Source organism: Acinetobacter sp. HY1485, from assembly GCF_027568475.1.
Taxonomy (GTDB): Bacteria; Pseudomonadota; Gammaproteobacteria; order Pseudomonadales; family Moraxellaceae; genus Acinetobacter.
The window spans coordinates 360,791-379,029 of the sequence record NZ_JANKZG010000001.1 but is presented as its reverse complement, the minus strand read 5'-3'; the positions used below and the strand labels follow the sequence as shown (position 1 = coordinate 379,029).

Genomic DNA, 18,239 nt, shown 5'->3' with positions numbered 1-18,239 from the left:
TAGGAGCGGTTACTCGCTCCTATATCCCCCGCCAATCTACACGTGCATAGCGCTCCGTTGCATAAATTCTTAAAACATACTGCCCAAGTGGTAAACCTAAAACATGCTGTTTTAATGTGGTGAGTGTTGGGTTAAGTTGTGTATTTTCCCACGGTGTTCCCATAATATTTAAAATGGGTGCAAGCATAGAACATACCGAAATATCAGCAAGCCCTAAGCGTTCAGAAACAAAATAACGCCCCTGTTGTGTAATGATTCTTTGATTGAGCTGTTCAATTAATGTATAAATTTTTTCTTCTGCTAGGTTTAACTCCGCCTCACTTGGCGCTTTTTTAATTAACGATTTTAAAACAGGTTTAGTGAATTTTTCAAAACGGCGTAAATATCCTCGCTCACCTAGCATAATATCTAATGTTTCTACATCATTGAGCGCCGTAAATAACCATTTTTCTAGCTCGACCCCTAAATTATTAGCAAGACTGTCTATCTCAAGAGTTTCTGTTTTTAGTTTTTTATTGGCACGGATCAAATTATGTTCAGGGTAAGTTACATCTAGATAACGAGCAATTTGTGTTGCTTCTGACACCAACTCAGTGTCGTTTTTTAAAATAGGAAGTGTTTTGTGACCAGTTTTAACCTGCGTAAACATCTGCTGAAAACCAGGTAATACGTTTTCAGCCACATAATCAAGCTCTTTATAATCCAGTAGCCAACGCGCTTTTTCACAAAAATGCGATAAAGGAAACTGGTATAAAATACGCATACACACTCCAATTTTATATGATTTTATCAAGTTACTTTAGAGGGCTTGTGATAAAAAAACAATGCACTTTTCTACCAGATTTAAATGCTTTGCCTGACTTTGCATTCAGTTTTGATGTAAAATCCGTGCTAATTAATAAGACAACTTTTTTGTGAGTTCTTCATGGGTTTTAATTGCGGTATTGTTGGTTTACCAAACGTTGGAAAATCAACCCTGTTTAATGCATTAACAAAAGCGGCGATTGCAGCAGAAAATTTTCCATTTTGTACCATTGAACCAAACACAGGGATTGTTCCTGTACCTGATTCACGTTTAGATAAACTTGCAGCAATTGTAAATCCACAGCGTGTTTTACCAACCACGATGGAGTTTGTAGATATTGCAGGTTTGGTTGCTGGTGCATCTAAAGGCGAAGGACTTGGAAACCAATTTTTAGCAAATATTCGTGAAACAGATGCGATTGCACATGTTGTACGTTGTTTTGAAGACGAAAATGTAATTCATGTAAATGGTAAAATTGATCCATTAGACGATATCGCAACAATTAATACCGAACTTGCCCTTTCAGATTTAGAAAGTGTGACCAAGTCTTTAGTGCGCCTCACTAAAAGTGCAAAAGGTGGCGATAAAGAAGCGATTGCAACAAAAGCAGTATTAGAAAAAATCCTACCATTATTAGATGAAGGTAAACCTGCACGCGCGGCAGATCTTTCTGATGATGAGCATAAAATTTTACGTGGTTATGGCTTACTTACCCTTAAACCAACCATGTATATTGCCAACGTTGCTGAAGATGGGTTTGAAAATAACCCACATTTAGACGCCGTACGTCAATTAGCAGTAGAAGAAAATGCAATTGTTGTTCCATTATGCAACCAAATTGAAGCAGAAATTTCATTACTTGAAGATGATGAACGTGCTGAATTTTTAGAAGCAATGGGCATGGAAGAACCAGGTCTAAATATTGTGATTCGCGCAGGTTACGGTTTATTGGGTCTACAAACTTACTTTACCGCAGGCGTGCAAGAAGTGCGTGCATGGACGGTAAAAGTTGGTGCAACCGCGCCTCAAGCAGCAGGTGTCATTCATACAGACTTTGAAAAAGGCTTTATCCGTGCAGAAGTGATTGCTTATGATGCCTTTGTTGCACACAATGGTGAAGCAGGCGCTAAAGAAGCAGGTAAATGGCGTTTAGAAGGAAAAACTTACATTGTGCAAGATGGCGATGTGATGCATTTCCGCTTTAACGTATAAATTCAAAAGGCTAAGATTTTTCTTAGCCTTTTTTTTATTTCTGCTTTACACTCTTTTGTTTTACGTTACTTTTTTATTTTTATGACCAAGCTAAGTACCCGAGACATATTTGCTTTGGGGTTTATGACCTTTGCACTGTTTATTGGTGCAGGCAATATTATTTTTCCGCCCATTGTAGCCCAAGAGGCAGGTAACCATGTTTGGTATGCCGCTTTAGGTTTTTTGGTCACCGCTGTTGGTTTACCTGTTTTAGCAATTGTTGCTTTATCTCGTGTTGAAGGATCCATTGAACAGCTCAGCTCACCTATTGGTAAAATTGCGAGTCTTATTTTGACTGTAATTTGTTACTTGTCGGTTGGGCCTTTGTTTGCAATACCACGAACAGCCACAGTTTCTTACGAAATTGGATTTTCAGCATATTTAGGAAATGGCACTGCACCTTTATTTATTTACAGTGTAATTTATTTCATATTAGTTGCAGTAATTTCACTTTATCCAAATAAACTTCTTGATAGCATTGGACATATTCTTGCGCCAATTAAAATTGTAGCTCTTGCCATTTTATGTATTACAACCATTGCATTACCTATTGTTGGTACTGCACCTGCCATTAAAAACTATGTCGCTAGCCCCGTATCTGAAGGACTAGTTAATGGTTATTTAACCATGGATACATTAGCAGCATTGGTGTTTGGTATTGTGATTGTACAAGCGATTACTTCGCGCGGTATTACAGACCGTAAGCTCATTACACGCTATGCCATTATTGCAGGTCTTATGGCAGGTATTGGCTTAACCATTTTATATTTATGTTTATTCCGTTTAGGCTTACAAAGTCATGCATTTATTCCAAATGCAGCCAATGGCGCCGTAATTTTACATGCTTATGTCGAACATGCTTTTGGTGGTTTAGGTTCTTTATTTTTAGGAACACTTATTTTTATTGCATGTATGGTCACTGCAATTGGACTGACTTGTGCATGCGCAGAATATTTTAATAAAATTACTCGTATCCCCTATAAACTATTGGTTTTAATTTTAGTTGGGTTTTCATTTGTAATTTCCAATTTGGGTTTAAACAAACTCATTGAGTTTTCAATTCCTTTATTAACTGCGGCTTACCCACCTGCCATTGTTATTATTTTATTAAGCTTTTTAATTAAGTTTTTTAATCGTCCAAAAGTTGTATTTATGCCTGTTACGGCAGTTGCAACAGTATTTGGTATTATTGAAGGTTTACGTGAATCAAGTTTGAAATCACAGCTTCCTGAATTTTTTCAAAGCTTACCTTTGGCTCAACAAAATTTAGATTGGTTAATTCCTGCCCTTATTGTTCTTGTTATTTGTACAATTTTAGATAAAACAATGAAAAAATAAAAGTTAAATGCCTATCAATGTGATAGGTATTTTCATACTTGACCTATATTTTGGAAAATTTTACCAAAATATGGAAATAAAAATAATAATATGAAAAAAATTTCCGTTTTTTGTAAATAATTAAAGAATATTTTTAAAAAATAAGCCAATCTTTTAAAATCTATTATTTATTCTTATCTTCCTATCGTATGAAAAAATTAAGTGTACGAGATATATTTGCTTTAGGGTTTATGACCTTTGCACTATTTATTGGTGCAGGTAATATTATCTTCCCTCCTATTGTGGCTCAGCAAGCAGGCGATCATGTTTGGTATGCTGCCTTTGGCTTTTTGCTAACGGGTGTTGGTTTACCTGTTATTACCATTATGGCCTTATCAAAAGTTAAAGAAGGGTCTATTGAAAATTTGAGCTCGCCTATTGGTAAAATGGCAAGCCTCATTTTAACTGTAATTTGTTATTTATCTGTAGGTCCACTTTTTGCAACGCCAAGAACAGCCACGGTTTCTTATGAACTCGGATTTTCTGCTTATTTAGGTGAATCTGCACAGAGTTTATTTTTATATAGTCTGATCTATTTTGTCATTGTTGGTGTTGTTTCACTTTATCCCAATAAATTACTTGATACCATTGGCCATGTGCTAGCACCGATTAAAATTGTTGCATTGGCTATTTTATGTATTACCACTATTGCACTGCCTGTGATGGGTACTTCACCTGCAATTAAAAATTATGTAAGTAGTCCTGTATCTGAAGGTCTAATCAATGGTTATTTAACCATGGATACTTTAGGGGCATTAGTTTTTGGTATTGTGATTGTACAAGCAATTACCTCGCGTGGTGTGACGGACCGTAAACTCATTACACGTTACGCTATTATTGCGAGTATTATGGCGGGCATTGGACTTACAGCGCTTTATCTTTGTTTATTCCGCCTTGGCTTACAAAGTCACGAGTTTATTCCAAATGCAGCCAATGGCGCCGTAATTTTACATGCTTATGTACAACATGCATTTGGAAATATTGGTTCTGTATTTTTGGGTGCACTTATTTTTATTGCATGCATGGTCACAGCAATTGGACTTACCTGTGCATGTGCTGAATATTTCCATAAAATTACAAAACTTCCTTATAAAGTTTTAGTTTTTTTATTAGTAGGTTTTGCATTTATTGTATCTAATTTAGGTTTAACAAAACTTATTGAAGTTTCTGTTCCTATGTTAACTGCAATTTACCCACCTGCTATTGTCATTATTTTTATGAGCTTTTTAGTTAATTTCTTTAATCGTCCAAAAGTTGTATTTATGCCTGTAACAGCAGTTGCAACTGTATTTGGTATTATAGAAGGTTTGAAAGCATCTGCTTTAAAAGATTATGTTCCTCATGTTTTAAATCATTTACCACTTGCTGATCAAAACTTAGATTGGCTAATCCCTTCTGTTGTTGTCTTTATTATTACTCTGATTTTAGATAAAAGTCGTAAATAGATAGAAAAATCCCATTAATTTGATGGGATTTTTTTTGATTGTCATAATTCTTTCATAAAGAAATGTTAACAGCACTTGCTATTTGATACAGAAGCGGTAAGATTTAATTTGTGGTTTTCCTGACTAAATTAGTCAGTTTTTTAATTTAATTGGAGAGTGAAGATGATTTCTATAAATAAACAAGCCTTCATTCATGCAATGAAAAACGACTCTAATCTTGCAATTTATGTATCTACTACATTTGCATTACTTGCTACTTTGGGTTTTCAAGAAGTCATTCGTGGTACTTTAAAACCTGAACACTTTATGTATGCATTACTTGTGTCATTTTTCTTTGTACTTTGGGCTGTAATCGACCGTAAATTCCGCAAATCATAATCAAAGCTGGACATCGTTCCAGCTTTGATAAATAAAATAACAACAAATCTTCTTTTTTACTTCTCATTTTTTATTTACTATATGTTTTTATATAGGAAAATCTCATGAAAAAAATTCTTTGTGCTTTAGTAATATCTGCTGTAAGTGTAACTGCAATGGCATGCCCTAAAGGAACAACTTTACAAGGTGGTACAGGTCCGCATCATAAGGGCGGCAAATGTGTTGCTAAATCTAATGTTAAACAACAACAAACCACTAAAAAAGATACATCATCACAGCAAAAGACTGTAAATAATAAATTTTAATGATCGTCCCCTATTTAATTAGGGGATGTATTTCCAAGCTCAGGATGATCAATTGCATCTTTACATTGGTCTTTATTCATTAAATAAACATCATAATCATTTTTTTGCTGTGTTCTTGCCCATGTATCTAAGTCGGTTAGTGCCTTACGACACATTGCATATTTACCTTCTGTAACAGAATCTGTCATTTTCACATTAATACGCCAATCAGTTGTCAGCTCTCTTATAGATTTACGTAATTGTTCTGATTTTCCATCTTTAACCATTGGCTCTGCTTCATTCATTAATGCCCATGCATGTTTTGCGTAAAATGTTGCATCATTTGTCAGTTTAGGTGCAGGTTTAATTTCTACCTTTTCTTGTTTGTTACACGCTGTTAAAGCACAAGATAAAACAACAATTAGACTCACAATACTTTTTTGCATGGTTCTTTCCACTCATATACTTCTATTTATGCTATTCAATTCAGATGAAATTCTCAATTGTTTTCTGATATGCTAAAACGAATTTAAAACAAGCATGGATAGCAAATATGAATGTAACGATTGGAACACCATTGCAATCATCGGCATTTAAAGTATTACTTCTTGGTTGTGGTGAATTAGGTAAAGAAGTTGTCATTGCTTTGCAACGCTTAGGTGTAGAGGTTCACGCAGCAGATCGCTATGCAAATGCACCTGCCATGCAAGTTGCTCATTTTAGTTATGTTTTGGATATGGCAAATCCTAAAAAATTAGAAAAATTAATAGATCAAATTAAACCAAATTTAGTTGTCCCTGAAATTGAAGCTATTGCGACAGAAGTTTTAGTTAAAATTGAAAAAAATTACAACATTGTACCTTCTGCAAAAGCGGTTAACTTAACAATGAACCGTGAAGGTATTCGCCGTTTAGCTGCTGAAAAGTTAGGTTTACCAACGTCGCATTATCGTTTTGCTGATTCTTTGGAAAGTTTTAAATCAGCTTGTGATGATGTGGGCTACCCTAATTTTGTTAAGCCTGTAATGTCCTCTTCAGGTAAGGGTCAATCAAGAGTTAAGAATTTTTCAGAAGTTGAGCAGGCTTGGCAACATGCTATGCAAGGTGGTCGTGTCAATCAAGGTAAGGTCATTATTGAATCCCAAATTGACTTTGATTTTGAAGTTACTTTATTAACAGTACGTGCTAAAAATCCGAAAACTGGACATATCGAGACCCATTTTTGTGATGCAATTGGACATCGGCAAGAAAATGGAGATTATGTCGAAAGCTGGCAACCTCAGCCTATGTCTGATAAAGCACTAAAACTTGCTAAGGAAATTGCAGATAAAGTGACCACAGCTTTGGGGGGTTATGGGTTATTTGGTGTAGAGTTATTTATTCAAGGTGATAAAGTTTGGTTTAGTGAAGTTTCTCCACGTCCTCATGATACAGGCTTAGTTACTCTTGCATCTCAATTTCAGAATGAGTTTGAGTTACATGCGCGTGCAATTTTAGGATTACCTGTTAATACAGCTCGTTATAGTGATGCAGCAAGTGCTGTTATCTATGCAGGACATGATGCTCAAAATTTAAGTTTTCAACATTTAGAGCATGTTCTAGCACATCCAAATACAGAATTACGTTTATTTGGAAAACCTGAAGGTTTTAAAAAACGCCGTATGGGTGTGGCTGTTGCTCGAGGAGCAAACATACAAGAAGCACGACAAATAGCAACTCAATCAGTGAATAAAATTTTGATATGTACTCAGGAGTTATAACTATGTTAGAAATATCTCCTCTTAATACTTCACCAAATATTAATGATTGGCGTATAAAATTTGAATCACAATTAGATGATGCATTAAAAAAAGATTATCCAATTCGAGATATTATTCAATATCGTGCTCTTGCATTAGATCAAATTTTAATTCATCTTTGGGATCAAGCAGGACTTAGTCAAACTTCACTTGGATTATTTGCAGTAGGTGGATATGGTCGTCAAGAAATGCTTCCCTTTTCTGATATCGACTTAATGATTTTATCAGAAGAAAAATTAACCGATCAGCAACAAGAACAAGTCTCTCGTTTTGTTTCAAATATTTGGGATATTAAACAACTTAAACCAGGTTTTAGTGTACGTACAATCCAAGAGTGTTTTGATGAAGCTGTAAAAGATATCACAATAACAACCTCTTTAATTGAAGCTCGTTTAATTACAGGTGATATAACATTAGACAAGTACCCTCGCCGTATTGCATTAAAAGCATGGAATGATAAAGATTTTTATAATGCTAAAATGCAAGAGCAAAAAAAACGTTATGCACAGCATAATAATACTGAAAGTAATCTAGAACCTGATATTAAAAATGCACCTGGTGGTTTACGTGATATCAATCAAATTGGTTGGATTGCGAAACGTCATTTTAGAGTAAACCGAATTTATGATTTAGTTCATCTCGGTTTTTTGTCTGAATTTGAGTTACATTTATTAGAACAAGCTGAAGATTTTTATTGGAAAATCCGTTATCACTTACATCGCTTAGCTAAACGCGATGAAAACCGCTTATTATTTGATTATCAAAGAGAAATTGCAACTGAATTTGGTTATACAAAACAAGAAAATCATCACCCAAATTATCCAATAGAACAATTTATGCATCGTTACTATCGTTGTGCACAACAAGTAACAACACTTAATGATATTCTTTTATCTTATTTTGATGAAGTCATTATTTCTGTAAACCATCAGGTCAATATACAGCCATTTAATGAAAATTTTAAGCTTATAGATAATAAAATTTCTGTTGTTCATCATAAAGTTTTTTCAGAAAAACCATCTGCAATTTTGGAGATTTTTTATTATTTGAGTATTGATCAAAATATAAAACAAATTGAAGCTAAAACGCTTAGGCTATTAGTACTGGCAGCAAAGGGAATTGATCAAAAATTTAGAGATGATGCAACTCATCGGCAAATTTTTATGAAAATTTTACGTGAGTCTACTCATTTATACCGAACACTTTCTGAGATGAAACGATACGGTATCTTAGGGCAATATATCCCTGCATTTGGGCAAATTATAGGATTAATGCAGTACGATTTATTTCATATTTACACTGTCGATCAGCATACTTTACTTTTATTACGTAATTTAGAACGTTTCAAAAATCCACAATTTGCCAAAGACTTCCCTATTGTTAGCTCGGTTTATCAACGTTTAAATAATCCCGATATTGTCTTACTTGCTGCTCTTTTTCATGATATTGCGAAAGGGCGTGGTGGTGACCATAGTGAATTAGGTGCAACAGATGCAATTGAGTTTTGTAAAAATCATGGTTTTAACGAGGTAGATACACACACGATTGCATGGCTAATTCAAAATCATCTATTAATGTCTTTAACAGCGCAGAAGAAAGATATTTCCGATCCCGATGTGATACAAGATTTTGCTAAAAAAGTAGGTGATTTAGCGCATTTAGACTATTTATATACGCTTACCGTAGCAGATATTAATGCAACAAATCCAAATTTATGGAATACATGGCGAGCTTCTTTGATGCGTCAACTATATACTGAAACACGAGATGCGCTCCGTTTAGGTCTAGAACGCCCGATTGATTATCAAATGAAAGTAGAAGACACCAAATTTCTAGCAAGCGAGCATTTAGTACATGATTTTCCTTTGGCGCAAGTTGAAGCAGTATGGCAAAGCTTAGGAGATGACTATTTCTTAAAAGAATCGGCAGATGAAATTGCATGGCATACTCGAGCAATTTTAGAGCACACAATGCCCGATCAACCTTTGGTTATGTTAAGGGCGCAACGCCAAGCGGCTCAAGATGCAGTGCAATTGTTTATTTATACGCATGATAAACCTAATTTGTTTGCAACAACGGTTGCTATTTTAGATTGTATGAATTTAGATGTTCAAGCTGCCAAAATTATTACAGCGAATACCTCTTTCAGCTTAGATACTTATATTGTTCTCGATCGTTTTGGTACATTGCTTAATGATCCACAACGTCAAGAAACCGTTAAAAAAGCATTGATTGATGCTCTAAGCCATTTAGATCAATACCCAAATCTTATTCAACGTCGTATTCCACGCCAATTACGTCATTTTGATATCGAAAATAAAGTGAATATATTCAGAAATGATATTTTACAGCAGACTGTTATTGAAATCTCAACATTAGATTATCCTGGACTCTTAGCACGCATTGGTGGGTTATTTATGATGCAAGGATTGGACATTCATTCGGCAAAAATTGCTACTTTAGGTGAACGTGCCGAGGATATTTTCTTTGTAACAAAACAAGATCGTCAGCCTCTTTCTGAAGATGAAGCGAATATTTTTACTCGACAGCTTAAATCTGCTTTAGATGAAGCCTCAAATCAAGTCACTATTCAACATTAATGCTTATGAATACTAATCTAGATCAATTACACCCTTATCCATTTGAAAAACTAAATCAATTATTCAAAGATATTGAACCACCATAAGATTTACCATGTATTTCTTTGTCTATTGGTGAGCCAAAACATTAAGTAGCTACTTTTGTAAAACAGGCGCTAATAGATAATTTAGAACTTCTTTCTACTTATCCAAGTAGTAAAGGTTTACCTGCTTTGCGTCAAAGTATTGCAAATTGGCTAGAGCAGCGTTTTCATTTAAATAAGATTTGTTCTGAAAATCAAATTCTTCCAATTTCAGGTATGTGTGAAGGTGTTTTTTTTGTACAAGCAATGGTAAATCGAGAGAAAAATTTGTATGTCGTTACGCCTAGCATTTTATCAAATTTATGAAGGTGCGATTTTATTATTAAGTGTTATTCTCTATTTTATAAATTTTAATGAAAAAACTAACACTTAGGCTATTTTGGTCAGATATCGGAAAGTGTTTAGAAAAAACTGCGATTTTATTTATCTGTACGCTAGGAAATCCACCAGATGCTGTAATTAGTAAAGAACAGATCAAACGTCTGATTGAACTTTCAGATCAGTATGGATTTATTATTGTTTCAGATGAATGCTATCCAGAGCTTTGGTGTGATAAGGCTCCAATTGTTTTATTAGAGGTTTGTGCAGAATTAGGACGTGATGATTATAAAACTGTGTTGTTTTTCACTCTTTATCTAAGCGTTCTCACTTACCGAGTTTACGTTCTGGATTTGTGGCAAGTGATACAAAACTACTTCAATGTTATCTTCAATATCGTACCTATCACGGTGCAGCAATGCCTGTTCAGCATCAACTTGCCTCTATTGCAGCGTGCAATGATGAAACGCATGTAGAAGAAAATCGTCAACAATATCGTGCAAAGTTTGAATTATTTCAAACACAGCTAGGCGATAAGGTTGCATTACAAAAGCCAGAGGCAGGTTTTTATTATTGGCTTAAAGTAAATAATGACGAGGAATTTGCGCAAAAAACCACTAAAAGAAGCGAATATTAAAGTCCTTCCCGGACGTTATTTATCTAGAGAAGCACATGGTCTTAATCCTGGTGAAAATCATGTACTTTTAGCACTTGTGGCAGATTTAAAGCAGTGCGAAGAATTTATTCAGCGACTAAAGAAAATTCTATAAAGAAAAGGAGCTTATGCTCCTTTGTTATAAACGACTCAACATATTGTAGCAATTTAGCACATCATATTTTTTAATGACAAAACTTGAATGTAATGCAACAACGTTATCTATTTTAGCAATTTTTCTTAGAAGAATTTCACTATAATTTTCCATATTCTTTGCAACAAGTTCAACAATAAAATCGGCTGACTGCCCTGTCACTAAATAAGCATTGATCACCTCAGGAATTGCTTCAATTTCTGCAAGAAAACTATCAAAAGTTTCACTATCATGTTTATTTAAAGATACTTGCAATAAAATATGAAGTGTAAAACCTAATTTTTCGTAATTAATTTCTCGCTTTAACCCCGTCATAATTTTTGATTCAATCAAATTTTTAATACGGCGATGGACTGAACTTACAGATAAATTAATACGTTCTGATAGTTCATTTAAATTGAGGTCTTCATGAGTTAAAATTTCAAGAATTTGTTTGTCGTAGCGATCTAGCTGCATGGTTTTCCTACTCAAGAAATGATAAGGAAAATAGCTCTGTGTAGGTAGGCTTCAAGGGTCAGGGAAAAACTTACGTTTACTTTTAACATATAAGTTATGGATAACAACTTACACAAACAACATACTTTTGGTATGTAAGCGTTAAAAGCCGAGTTAAGACCTTGTAAGTCAGGTTAGTGCCCATCTCCCAATTTGACTAACCGTTGTTCTCGATTCCCATCACACCCTGATTCATAATATAGCGATATCTACGTTGAATTATTTTCCGTAATTTAATTAATTTTCTCTTATTTTTAGAAAAATTTCTATTTTTTTCTTATTTTTATACATTTTTTTCCAAAATAGTGTTTTATGTACTTAAAACTTGGCATAAATACACGATTTAACGAAATTTTTTAACATCTATTTTTCAATTCTTTTACCATGTTGTAAAATCCATGCACGCTCTAAATCGCGCTTACTATGGCGTTTATAAGCAATATATAAACCAATAAACCAAATTGGTGAACAAACCAAAGCAATCATGGTATCGTGATCAAGTGCCAAAATGACAGTCACAAAACCTAAAAACACAAGTGTCATCCATGCCATAAAATTACCACCAGGCATTTTATAAACTGAGCTTTCATGTAAATGCGGTGCTTTTTTACGATATGCCAAATAAGAAATTAAAATCATCGCAAATGTAAAAATAATCAAAATAGATGTAAGGGTTGAAATAATAGTAAATGCTTTCATCACATTTGGAACAAAAAATAAAATTGATGCGCCAATCACCACACACAACATTGAAAACAACAAGCTATTAACAGGAACTTTACGACTTGATAATTTCTTGAACCAAATTGGGGCATCTTTTTCGACAGATAAACCATATAACATACGGCTTGTAGCAAAAATCCCACTATTGGCAGAAGACATGGCAGAAGTTGCAACAACAAAGTTAACAAGGCTTGCAGCAGCAGGTAATCCAATTAAAGTAAACATATGCACAAATGGACTTTGATTGGGTGATATTTTTGCCCAAGACGTTACTGCAATAATGCAAACAAGTGCACCTACATAAAATAATAAAATTCTTACAGGAATTGTATTAATTGCTTTAGGTAGTACTTCTTCAGGATTTTTTGTTTCGGCAGCAGTTGTACCTACAAGCTCAATTCCCATAAAAGCAAATACAGCAATTTGAAAACCTGATAAAAAACCACTTACACCATAAGGAAAAATTGAACCAGACTCTGTAATATGTGACAAAGAAGCTTTAACTCCATCGGGAGATGTAAAACCGATTGCAATTAAATAAACACCAATACATAGAAACACAATAATCGCAATAATTTTAATGAGTGCAAACCAAAATTCCATTTCTCCAAACAGTTTTACCGTAAGCAGGTTGAGTACTGTCAGTAAACTAATCGTAAAAAATGCTGGAATCCATGCGGGCATATCAGGGAACCAAAATTGTGCATAACCCCCAATCACAATAATATCTGCAATAGCTGTTACAATCCAACTTAGCCAATACGACCATCCTAAAAAGAAGCCTGCCCATGGTCCTAAATACGCAGTTGCAAAATCGGCAAATGATTTATAATGAGTATTAGATAAAAGCAATTCCCCCATTGCTCGCATAACAAAAAAGAAGAAAAAACCAATAATGGTATAAGTCAGTAAAATGGACGTACCTGACACTGCCAAAGTTTTACCCGAGCCCATAAATAGCCCTGTACCTATTGCACCCCCTATAGCAATGAGCTGAATATGACGATTTCCTAATGATCGTTCTAATTTTTCCTCTTCTGCCATTGTGGCATAGTGTCCACCCAAAAGGTCGCCTGAGATCGGTTGATTTTTTTCATATTTGTGACTCATACATTACCTTCCTTACTTTATGTAATGTGATCTATATTCATAAAGTAGCAAAAGGTATGCCAAAAAAAAGCCTGCTTTTAGCAGGCTTTTTTATTTTTAAAACTTATTGACCAACTTGATAAATTGTATCGACTAAGCGGTTAGAGAAACCCCACTCGTTATCATACCAACTAATTACTTTTAAGAATTTGCCGTCAATAACACGTGTAAGTTCTGCATCAAAAATAGAAGATGCTGGATGACGAATAATGTCTGAAGATACGATTGGATCTTCTGTATAAGCAAGAACACCTTTAAGCTCGTTTTCTGCTGCTTTTTTCACTGCTGCATTTACTTGCTCTGCTGTTACTTCTTTGCTTAGGTTAAGTGTTAAATCAACCATAGAACCTGTAATTACAGGAACACGCACCGCACCGCCATCTAACTTGCCATCTAATTCAGGAATAACAATACCAATTGCTTTAGCAGCACCCGTAGATGTTGGAATGATGTTTTGTGCAGCACAACGCGCACGACGTAAGTCTTTGTGCGGTGCATCTTGTAAGTTCTGATCTTGCGTGTAAGCATGAATTGTGGTCATAAAACCATTTTCAATACCAAACTCATCGTTGAGTACTTTTGCAACAGGTGCTAAGCAATTTGTTGTACATGATGCATTTGATACGATGTTATGTTTTTCTTTGTCGTATAAATCGCTATTTACACCTTGTACAATTGTCAAATCAACATTAGTTGCTGGTGCAGAAATTACAACTTTTTTAGCACCTGCTTTTAAATGTTTAGATGCAGAACCGCCATCAACAAATACACCTGTAGATTCTAAAACAACATCAACATTTAGATCTTTCCAAGGTAAATTTTCAGGATCACGTTCTTGATATACTGCGATCTTTTTGTCGCCAACTAAAAAGAAACCTTCTTCTACTGAAATTTCAGCAGGGAATTGACCGTATGTCGTATCATATTTTAGTAAGTGAGCAAGTTGTTTTACAGACCCCAAATCGTTGATTGCAACAACGTTAATTTTGTCTTGATGCTCTTGAACCGCGCGTAAAAAACTACGACCGATACGTCCAAATCCATTGATAGCAACATTAATCATTTTTTTACCTCTAATCTATGAGATTTATTACTTATATAAAAATAAAACCACTACCTTTATATTAAACACCTGCTTTGGCTTTTAACCATTCAACAGAATCTTTATCTAAGCCCCATGATGCCCATGGTGACTCGTTGTCCTTAATTGAAATCACAAATACTTTATCGTCAAAATCAAGCTTCAAGTAATGTTTAATATAATCTCGAACTTGTTTTGCATCTTTATGGATCGTATTTACAATCCAAAAACCTTCAAAAAATTTCTGACAATCACCTTTTGCTACGGTTTGAATTGCTGTATCAATTCTTCCATAATTATTTTGTTGTGTATCGAAGATTATAGCAAAATATGACATATTCAACTCCATCTGACTATCAATCAAAACGGTTAATGATAGTGCGGTTCAGATTTACTTCTACCCTGAATTTTTCAGCTTTCTTTATAACAAGTAGTTTTTTATTTAAAAATTCTACTTTAGTCGGCTAGCTTATAAAAGTTTCAGGTACTTATTTATCTTTGACACTATCATTAATCTAAATAAAAATAAGATTCAAGTATTTTATTTAAACATGAGTTGTTTTTTAACCAAACAGACTAATTAAATGCCATTCCCCCATCAATAATAAGGGCTTGCCCTGTCATATAGTCAGAATCTGAACTTGCTAGATATGCCACACAGGCAGAGACATCTTCAGGTTTAGATAACCGTTTAAGTGTAATATTTTTAGCAAATTGCTCATATCCCCACTCAAGAGTTTGGTTAGCTTCATCTGCTGTTTGTTGTGCTAAATCTTTCATCATCGGAGTAAGTACAATGCCAGGGCAGTAAGCGTTTACAGTAATATCTAGATGTGCCAAGTCTTTTGCAGCAGTTTGTGTAATCCCTCTTACTGCAAATTTACTACCACCATATACTGCAATTCCTGGATTACCCACTTGACCTGCTTGAGAACATGCATTAATGATTTTTCCACCATGTCCAAGCTGTTTAAATGCTTGTGTTGCTGCTTGAATACCCCAAAGTACACCACCGACATTAATATCGAATACACGGCGATAGGTTTCATAGGTAATTTTTTCAATTGGTGTTGCAGGTGCAATACCTGCATTGTTAATCACAACATGGAGATCTTTAAAATGTTCAACGGTATGTTGGATAGCCTCAAATACACTCTCCCGATCTGAAACATCAACTTTTATTGCAATTGCGTTTGCACCTTTTTGTTTTAATTCTTGTGCAACTTGTTCAGCTTTTTCAATATTAAAATCTGCAACGGCAACATCAAATCCATCTTTAACCAAGCGCTGACAAATCGCTTCGCCGATTCCTTGCGCACCACCTGTAACAAAAGCAACTTTTTTCATCATATTTTCCTGCTTCAATTGTTATTTTTAGAATAACGCAGGTAATTTTTTAACGATGTAAAAAAGCATTGAGGAGCAGTAAAAAAAAGTAAAATAAGATGCACCCTCAATGACGACAGACTATACTTAAGACGTTATACACTCTTTAATTGTACGGCGTGCGGCATGCAATACAGGCTCTGTATAGCCAGAAGGTTGTTTATCCCCATCAATGATCAAGGCTTTTGCCGCATTAAATGCAATATCGCTCATTTTAAGTTGGTTTTGCTGTTCTACAATACCTTGCATACGTTTGAGAGTTTCATCTAATTGCTCAACAGAAATCACACCATATTTAAGCCAATTTGCAATATGCTGTGATGAGATACGCAAAGTTGCACGATCTTCCATCAAACCAACACCATGAATATCGGGCACTTTAGAACAACCTATACCCAAATCTACCCAACGCACCACATAGCCCAAAACACCTTGGCAATTATTGTCTAGTTCTTGTTGAATTTCTTCAGATGTCCAATCTGTATGGCTTGCCAACGGTGGTGTTAAAAGTTCAGAGAGTGCAGGCACTGCCTTTATTGTTTTTTGCACATCACCCACATAAGTTTGGTGATAATGTAATGCATGAATGACTGCTCCCGATGGAGATGGTACCCATGCACATGATGCACCTGCTTGCGGATGCTCCATTTTAGTTTGATACATCTCAAGTAATAAATCAGGTTTTGCCCACATACCTTTGCCAATTTGGGCTTTACCCCCTAATCCACATTGTAAACCAATCGCCACATTACGTTTTTCGTAAGCATCAAACCAAACTTGTTGCTTAATTTCATTTTTACGTACGACACAACCTGCCTGCATAGATGTGTGAATTTCATCCCCTGTACGATCCATAAACCCTGTATTAATAAAAATAGTACGGTCTTTGGCTTGAGCAATACAGGCCTTTAGATTGACAGAAGTACGTCGTTCTTCATCCATAATGCCCAATTTAATACTTTTAGACGGTAGACCATTCAGCTGTTCAGATGCTTTAAATAATTGAACAGTAAAGGCAACTTCTTCGGGTCCATGCATTTTAGGCTTAACAATATACATTGAGCCTGTACGTGAGTTTGGTTTTGGGTTTTGCCCTAAAATATCCACTTTAGATAATAAAGGTGTAATTAAACCATCCATGATTCCTTCGTAAATTTCTTTGCCATCTATTAAAATGGCAGGGTTTGTCATTAAATGCCCAACATTACGCAAAAGCATTAAAGAACGCCCATGTAATTGTTTTTGTTTCCCATCAAATGTTTGATACACAATATCATCGTTCAATGTACGCTCAATTTTGGTTTTAGCTTTATTAAATTCAACAGATAACTTCCCTGTCATTAGCCCTAACCAATTTTGATAACCTATAACTTTATCTTCGCCGTCTACTGCTGCAACAGAGTCTTCTAAGTCTTGAATTGCAGTAATGGCAGCTTCAATTAAAACGTCTTTGATTTGCCCTTGTTCAAGCTGTAAAATAATGTGTAAATCATTATTTTTGAGAATAAGCCCATCATTTGTATAACCAATGCATTTTGGAATACGGCGTTCTGTTTGATCTTTTAAACGTACAATCGGTTGGTGTGTACTGTAAGTTGCAATATCTGCATAGCTTGCATTTTCAAGGGTAAAATATTTATCTAAAAAATTGACCGCAAAAGCAATGACTTTTTGTCCACGTACTGGGTTATACGTTGCGGTTTTTTCTGCACCATCTGCATCAGAAATTACATCAAAGCCATATAACGCATCGTACAAAGAGCCCCAACGTGCATTGGCAGCATTAAGGCTATAACGGGCATTTAATACAGGCACAACCAACTGTGCGCCTGCTATTTTAGCAATTTCATCATCTACATTGGTTGTAGTAATACTAAAATCTTCAGGCTCATTCACCACATAGCCAATTTCTTTTAAAAATGCCATATAGGGCTGTAATTCAAAATGATTGTGTTGATGCCAATCGTCAATTTTTTGTTGTAGCTCTTCGCGTTTTTGTAGCAAGGCATCATTCATTGGGGTAAGTTCAGCCACAATCTTGGCAAAATTTTTCCAATATTGTGCAGGGTTTATATCTGTGATGGGAAACACATCCTGTTGTAAAAAATCATATAAAACCTGATCTATGTGTAGGCGTCCTTGTTGAATATACGACATACTATTTCCTTAACTAAAAATACATTGCAACGTTACGCTAAATAAAAACAAAATCATCATCAATCGCACCAATCTTGCTGTCGTACCAGCGTTTTATGAG

General features: G+C 35.0%; 15 protein-coding genes and 1 pseudogene. 8 read left to right on the top strand and 8 right to left on the bottom strand.

Going from position 1 to position 18,239, the window contains the following annotated elements; translation table 11 throughout:
* Nucleotides 1-19 precede the first annotated feature (19 nt).
* Nucleotides 20-763, bottom strand: coding sequence for a glutathione S-transferase family protein (locus tag PCI70_RS01780; protein WP_269913630.1), 744 nt, complete (start codon nt 761-763; stop codon nt 20-22).
* 162 nt (nt 764-925) lie between these two features.
* Here PCI70_RS01780 and ychF point away from each other — a divergent pair, with 162 nt between their 5' ends.
* From ychF to PCI70_RS01755, 5 genes are all read left to right on the top strand, one after another.
* On the top strand, nt 926-2,017 hold the full coding sequence (ychF, locus tag PCI70_RS01775; protein WP_269913629.1) for a redox-regulated ATPase YchF: 1,092 nt from the start codon (nt 926-928) through the stop codon (nt 2,015-2,017).
* Nucleotides 2,018-2,098: 81 nt separating this feature from the next.
* Nucleotides 2,099-3,394, top strand: coding sequence for a branched-chain amino acid transport system II carrier protein (brnQ, locus tag PCI70_RS01770; protein WP_269913628.1), 1,296 nt, complete (start codon nt 2,099-2,101; stop codon nt 3,392-3,394).
* Between the two features lie 188 nt (nt 3,395-3,582).
* Nucleotides 3,583-4,878 (top strand): branched-chain amino acid transport system II carrier protein, encoded by a 1,296-nt coding sequence (brnQ, locus tag PCI70_RS01765; protein ID WP_269913627.1) that lies wholly within the window; start codon nt 3,583-3,585, stop codon nt 4,876-4,878.
* A 162-nt stretch (nt 4,879-5,040) separates the two neighbouring features.
* A complete protein-coding gene (locus tag PCI70_RS01760; RefSeq protein WP_269913626.1) occupies nt 5,041-5,256 on the top strand; it encodes a hypothetical protein in 216 nt (71 codons plus the stop codon).
* Nucleotides 5,257-5,360: 104 nt separating this feature from the next.
* Entirely contained in the window at nt 5,361-5,561 is a 201-nt protein-coding gene (locus PCI70_RS01755) for a hypothetical protein (protein ID WP_442865135.1), read from the top strand.
* Nucleotides 5,562-5,575: 14 nt separating this feature from the next.
* Here the strand turns inward: PCI70_RS01755 and PCI70_RS01750 are convergent, their stop codons facing one another.
* Nucleotides 5,576-5,986, bottom strand: coding sequence for a hypothetical protein (locus PCI70_RS01750; protein ID WP_269913625.1), 411 nt, complete (start codon nt 5,984-5,986; stop codon nt 5,576-5,578).
* 107 nt (nt 5,987-6,093) lie between these two features.
* On the opposite strand from PCI70_RS01750, the gene purT reads away from it, so the two are divergent.
* The 3 genes and pseudogenes from purT to dapC all read left to right on the top strand — a co-directional run bounded on the left by purT (nt 6,094) and on the right by dapC (nt 11,109).
* Nucleotides 6,094-7,299, top strand: a complete 1,206-nt coding sequence (gene purT, locus PCI70_RS01745) for a formate-dependent phosphoribosylglycinamide formyltransferase (protein WP_442865134.1) — start codon at nt 6,094-6,096, stop codon at nt 7,297-7,299.
* Nucleotides 7,300-7,301: 2 nt separating this feature from the next.
* Nucleotides 7,302-9,938, top strand: coding sequence for a [protein-PII] uridylyltransferase (gene glnD, locus PCI70_RS01740; RefSeq protein ID WP_269913624.1), 2,637 nt, complete (start codon nt 7,302-7,304; stop codon nt 9,936-9,938).
* Nucleotides 9,939-9,943: 5 nt separating this feature from the next.
* Nucleotides 9,944-11,109, top strand: a pseudogene (dapC, locus tag PCI70_RS01735) (succinyldiaminopimelate transaminase).
* Between the two features lie 24 nt (nt 11,110-11,133).
* Here the strand turns inward: dapC and PCI70_RS01730 are convergent.
* From PCI70_RS01730 to PCI70_RS01705, 6 genes are all read right to left on the bottom strand, one after another.
* A complete protein-coding gene (locus tag PCI70_RS01730; protein WP_269913623.1) occupies nt 11,134-11,604 on the bottom strand; it encodes an Lrp/AsnC family transcriptional regulator in 471 nt (156 codons plus the stop codon).
* Nucleotides 11,605-12,006: 402 nt separating this feature from the next.
* Entirely contained in the window at nt 12,007-13,476 is a 1,470-nt protein-coding gene (locus PCI70_RS01725; RefSeq protein WP_269913622.1) for an amino acid permease, read from the bottom strand.
* Between the two features lie 103 nt (nt 13,477-13,579).
* Nucleotides 13,580-14,578, bottom strand: coding sequence for a type I glyceraldehyde-3-phosphate dehydrogenase (gene gap, locus PCI70_RS01720; RefSeq protein ID WP_269913621.1), 999 nt, complete (start codon nt 14,576-14,578; stop codon nt 13,580-13,582).
* Nucleotides 14,579-14,639: 61 nt separating this feature from the next.
* A complete protein-coding gene (locus PCI70_RS01715) occupies nt 14,640-14,933 on the bottom strand; it encodes a hypothetical protein (RefSeq protein WP_269913620.1) in 294 nt (97 codons plus the stop codon).
* A gap of 239 nt (nt 14,934-15,172) precedes the next feature.
* Nucleotides 15,173-15,946 (bottom strand): (S)-acetoin forming diacetyl reductase, encoded by a 774-nt coding sequence (locus PCI70_RS01710; protein ID WP_269913619.1) that lies wholly within the window; start codon nt 15,944-15,946, stop codon nt 15,173-15,175.
* Nucleotides 15,947-16,069: 123 nt separating this feature from the next.
* Nucleotides 16,070-18,139, bottom strand: a complete 2,070-nt coding sequence (locus PCI70_RS01705) for a malate synthase G (RefSeq protein ID WP_269913618.1) — start codon at nt 18,137-18,139, stop codon at nt 16,070-16,072.
* Nucleotides 18,140-18,239: the final 100 nt, after the last annotated feature.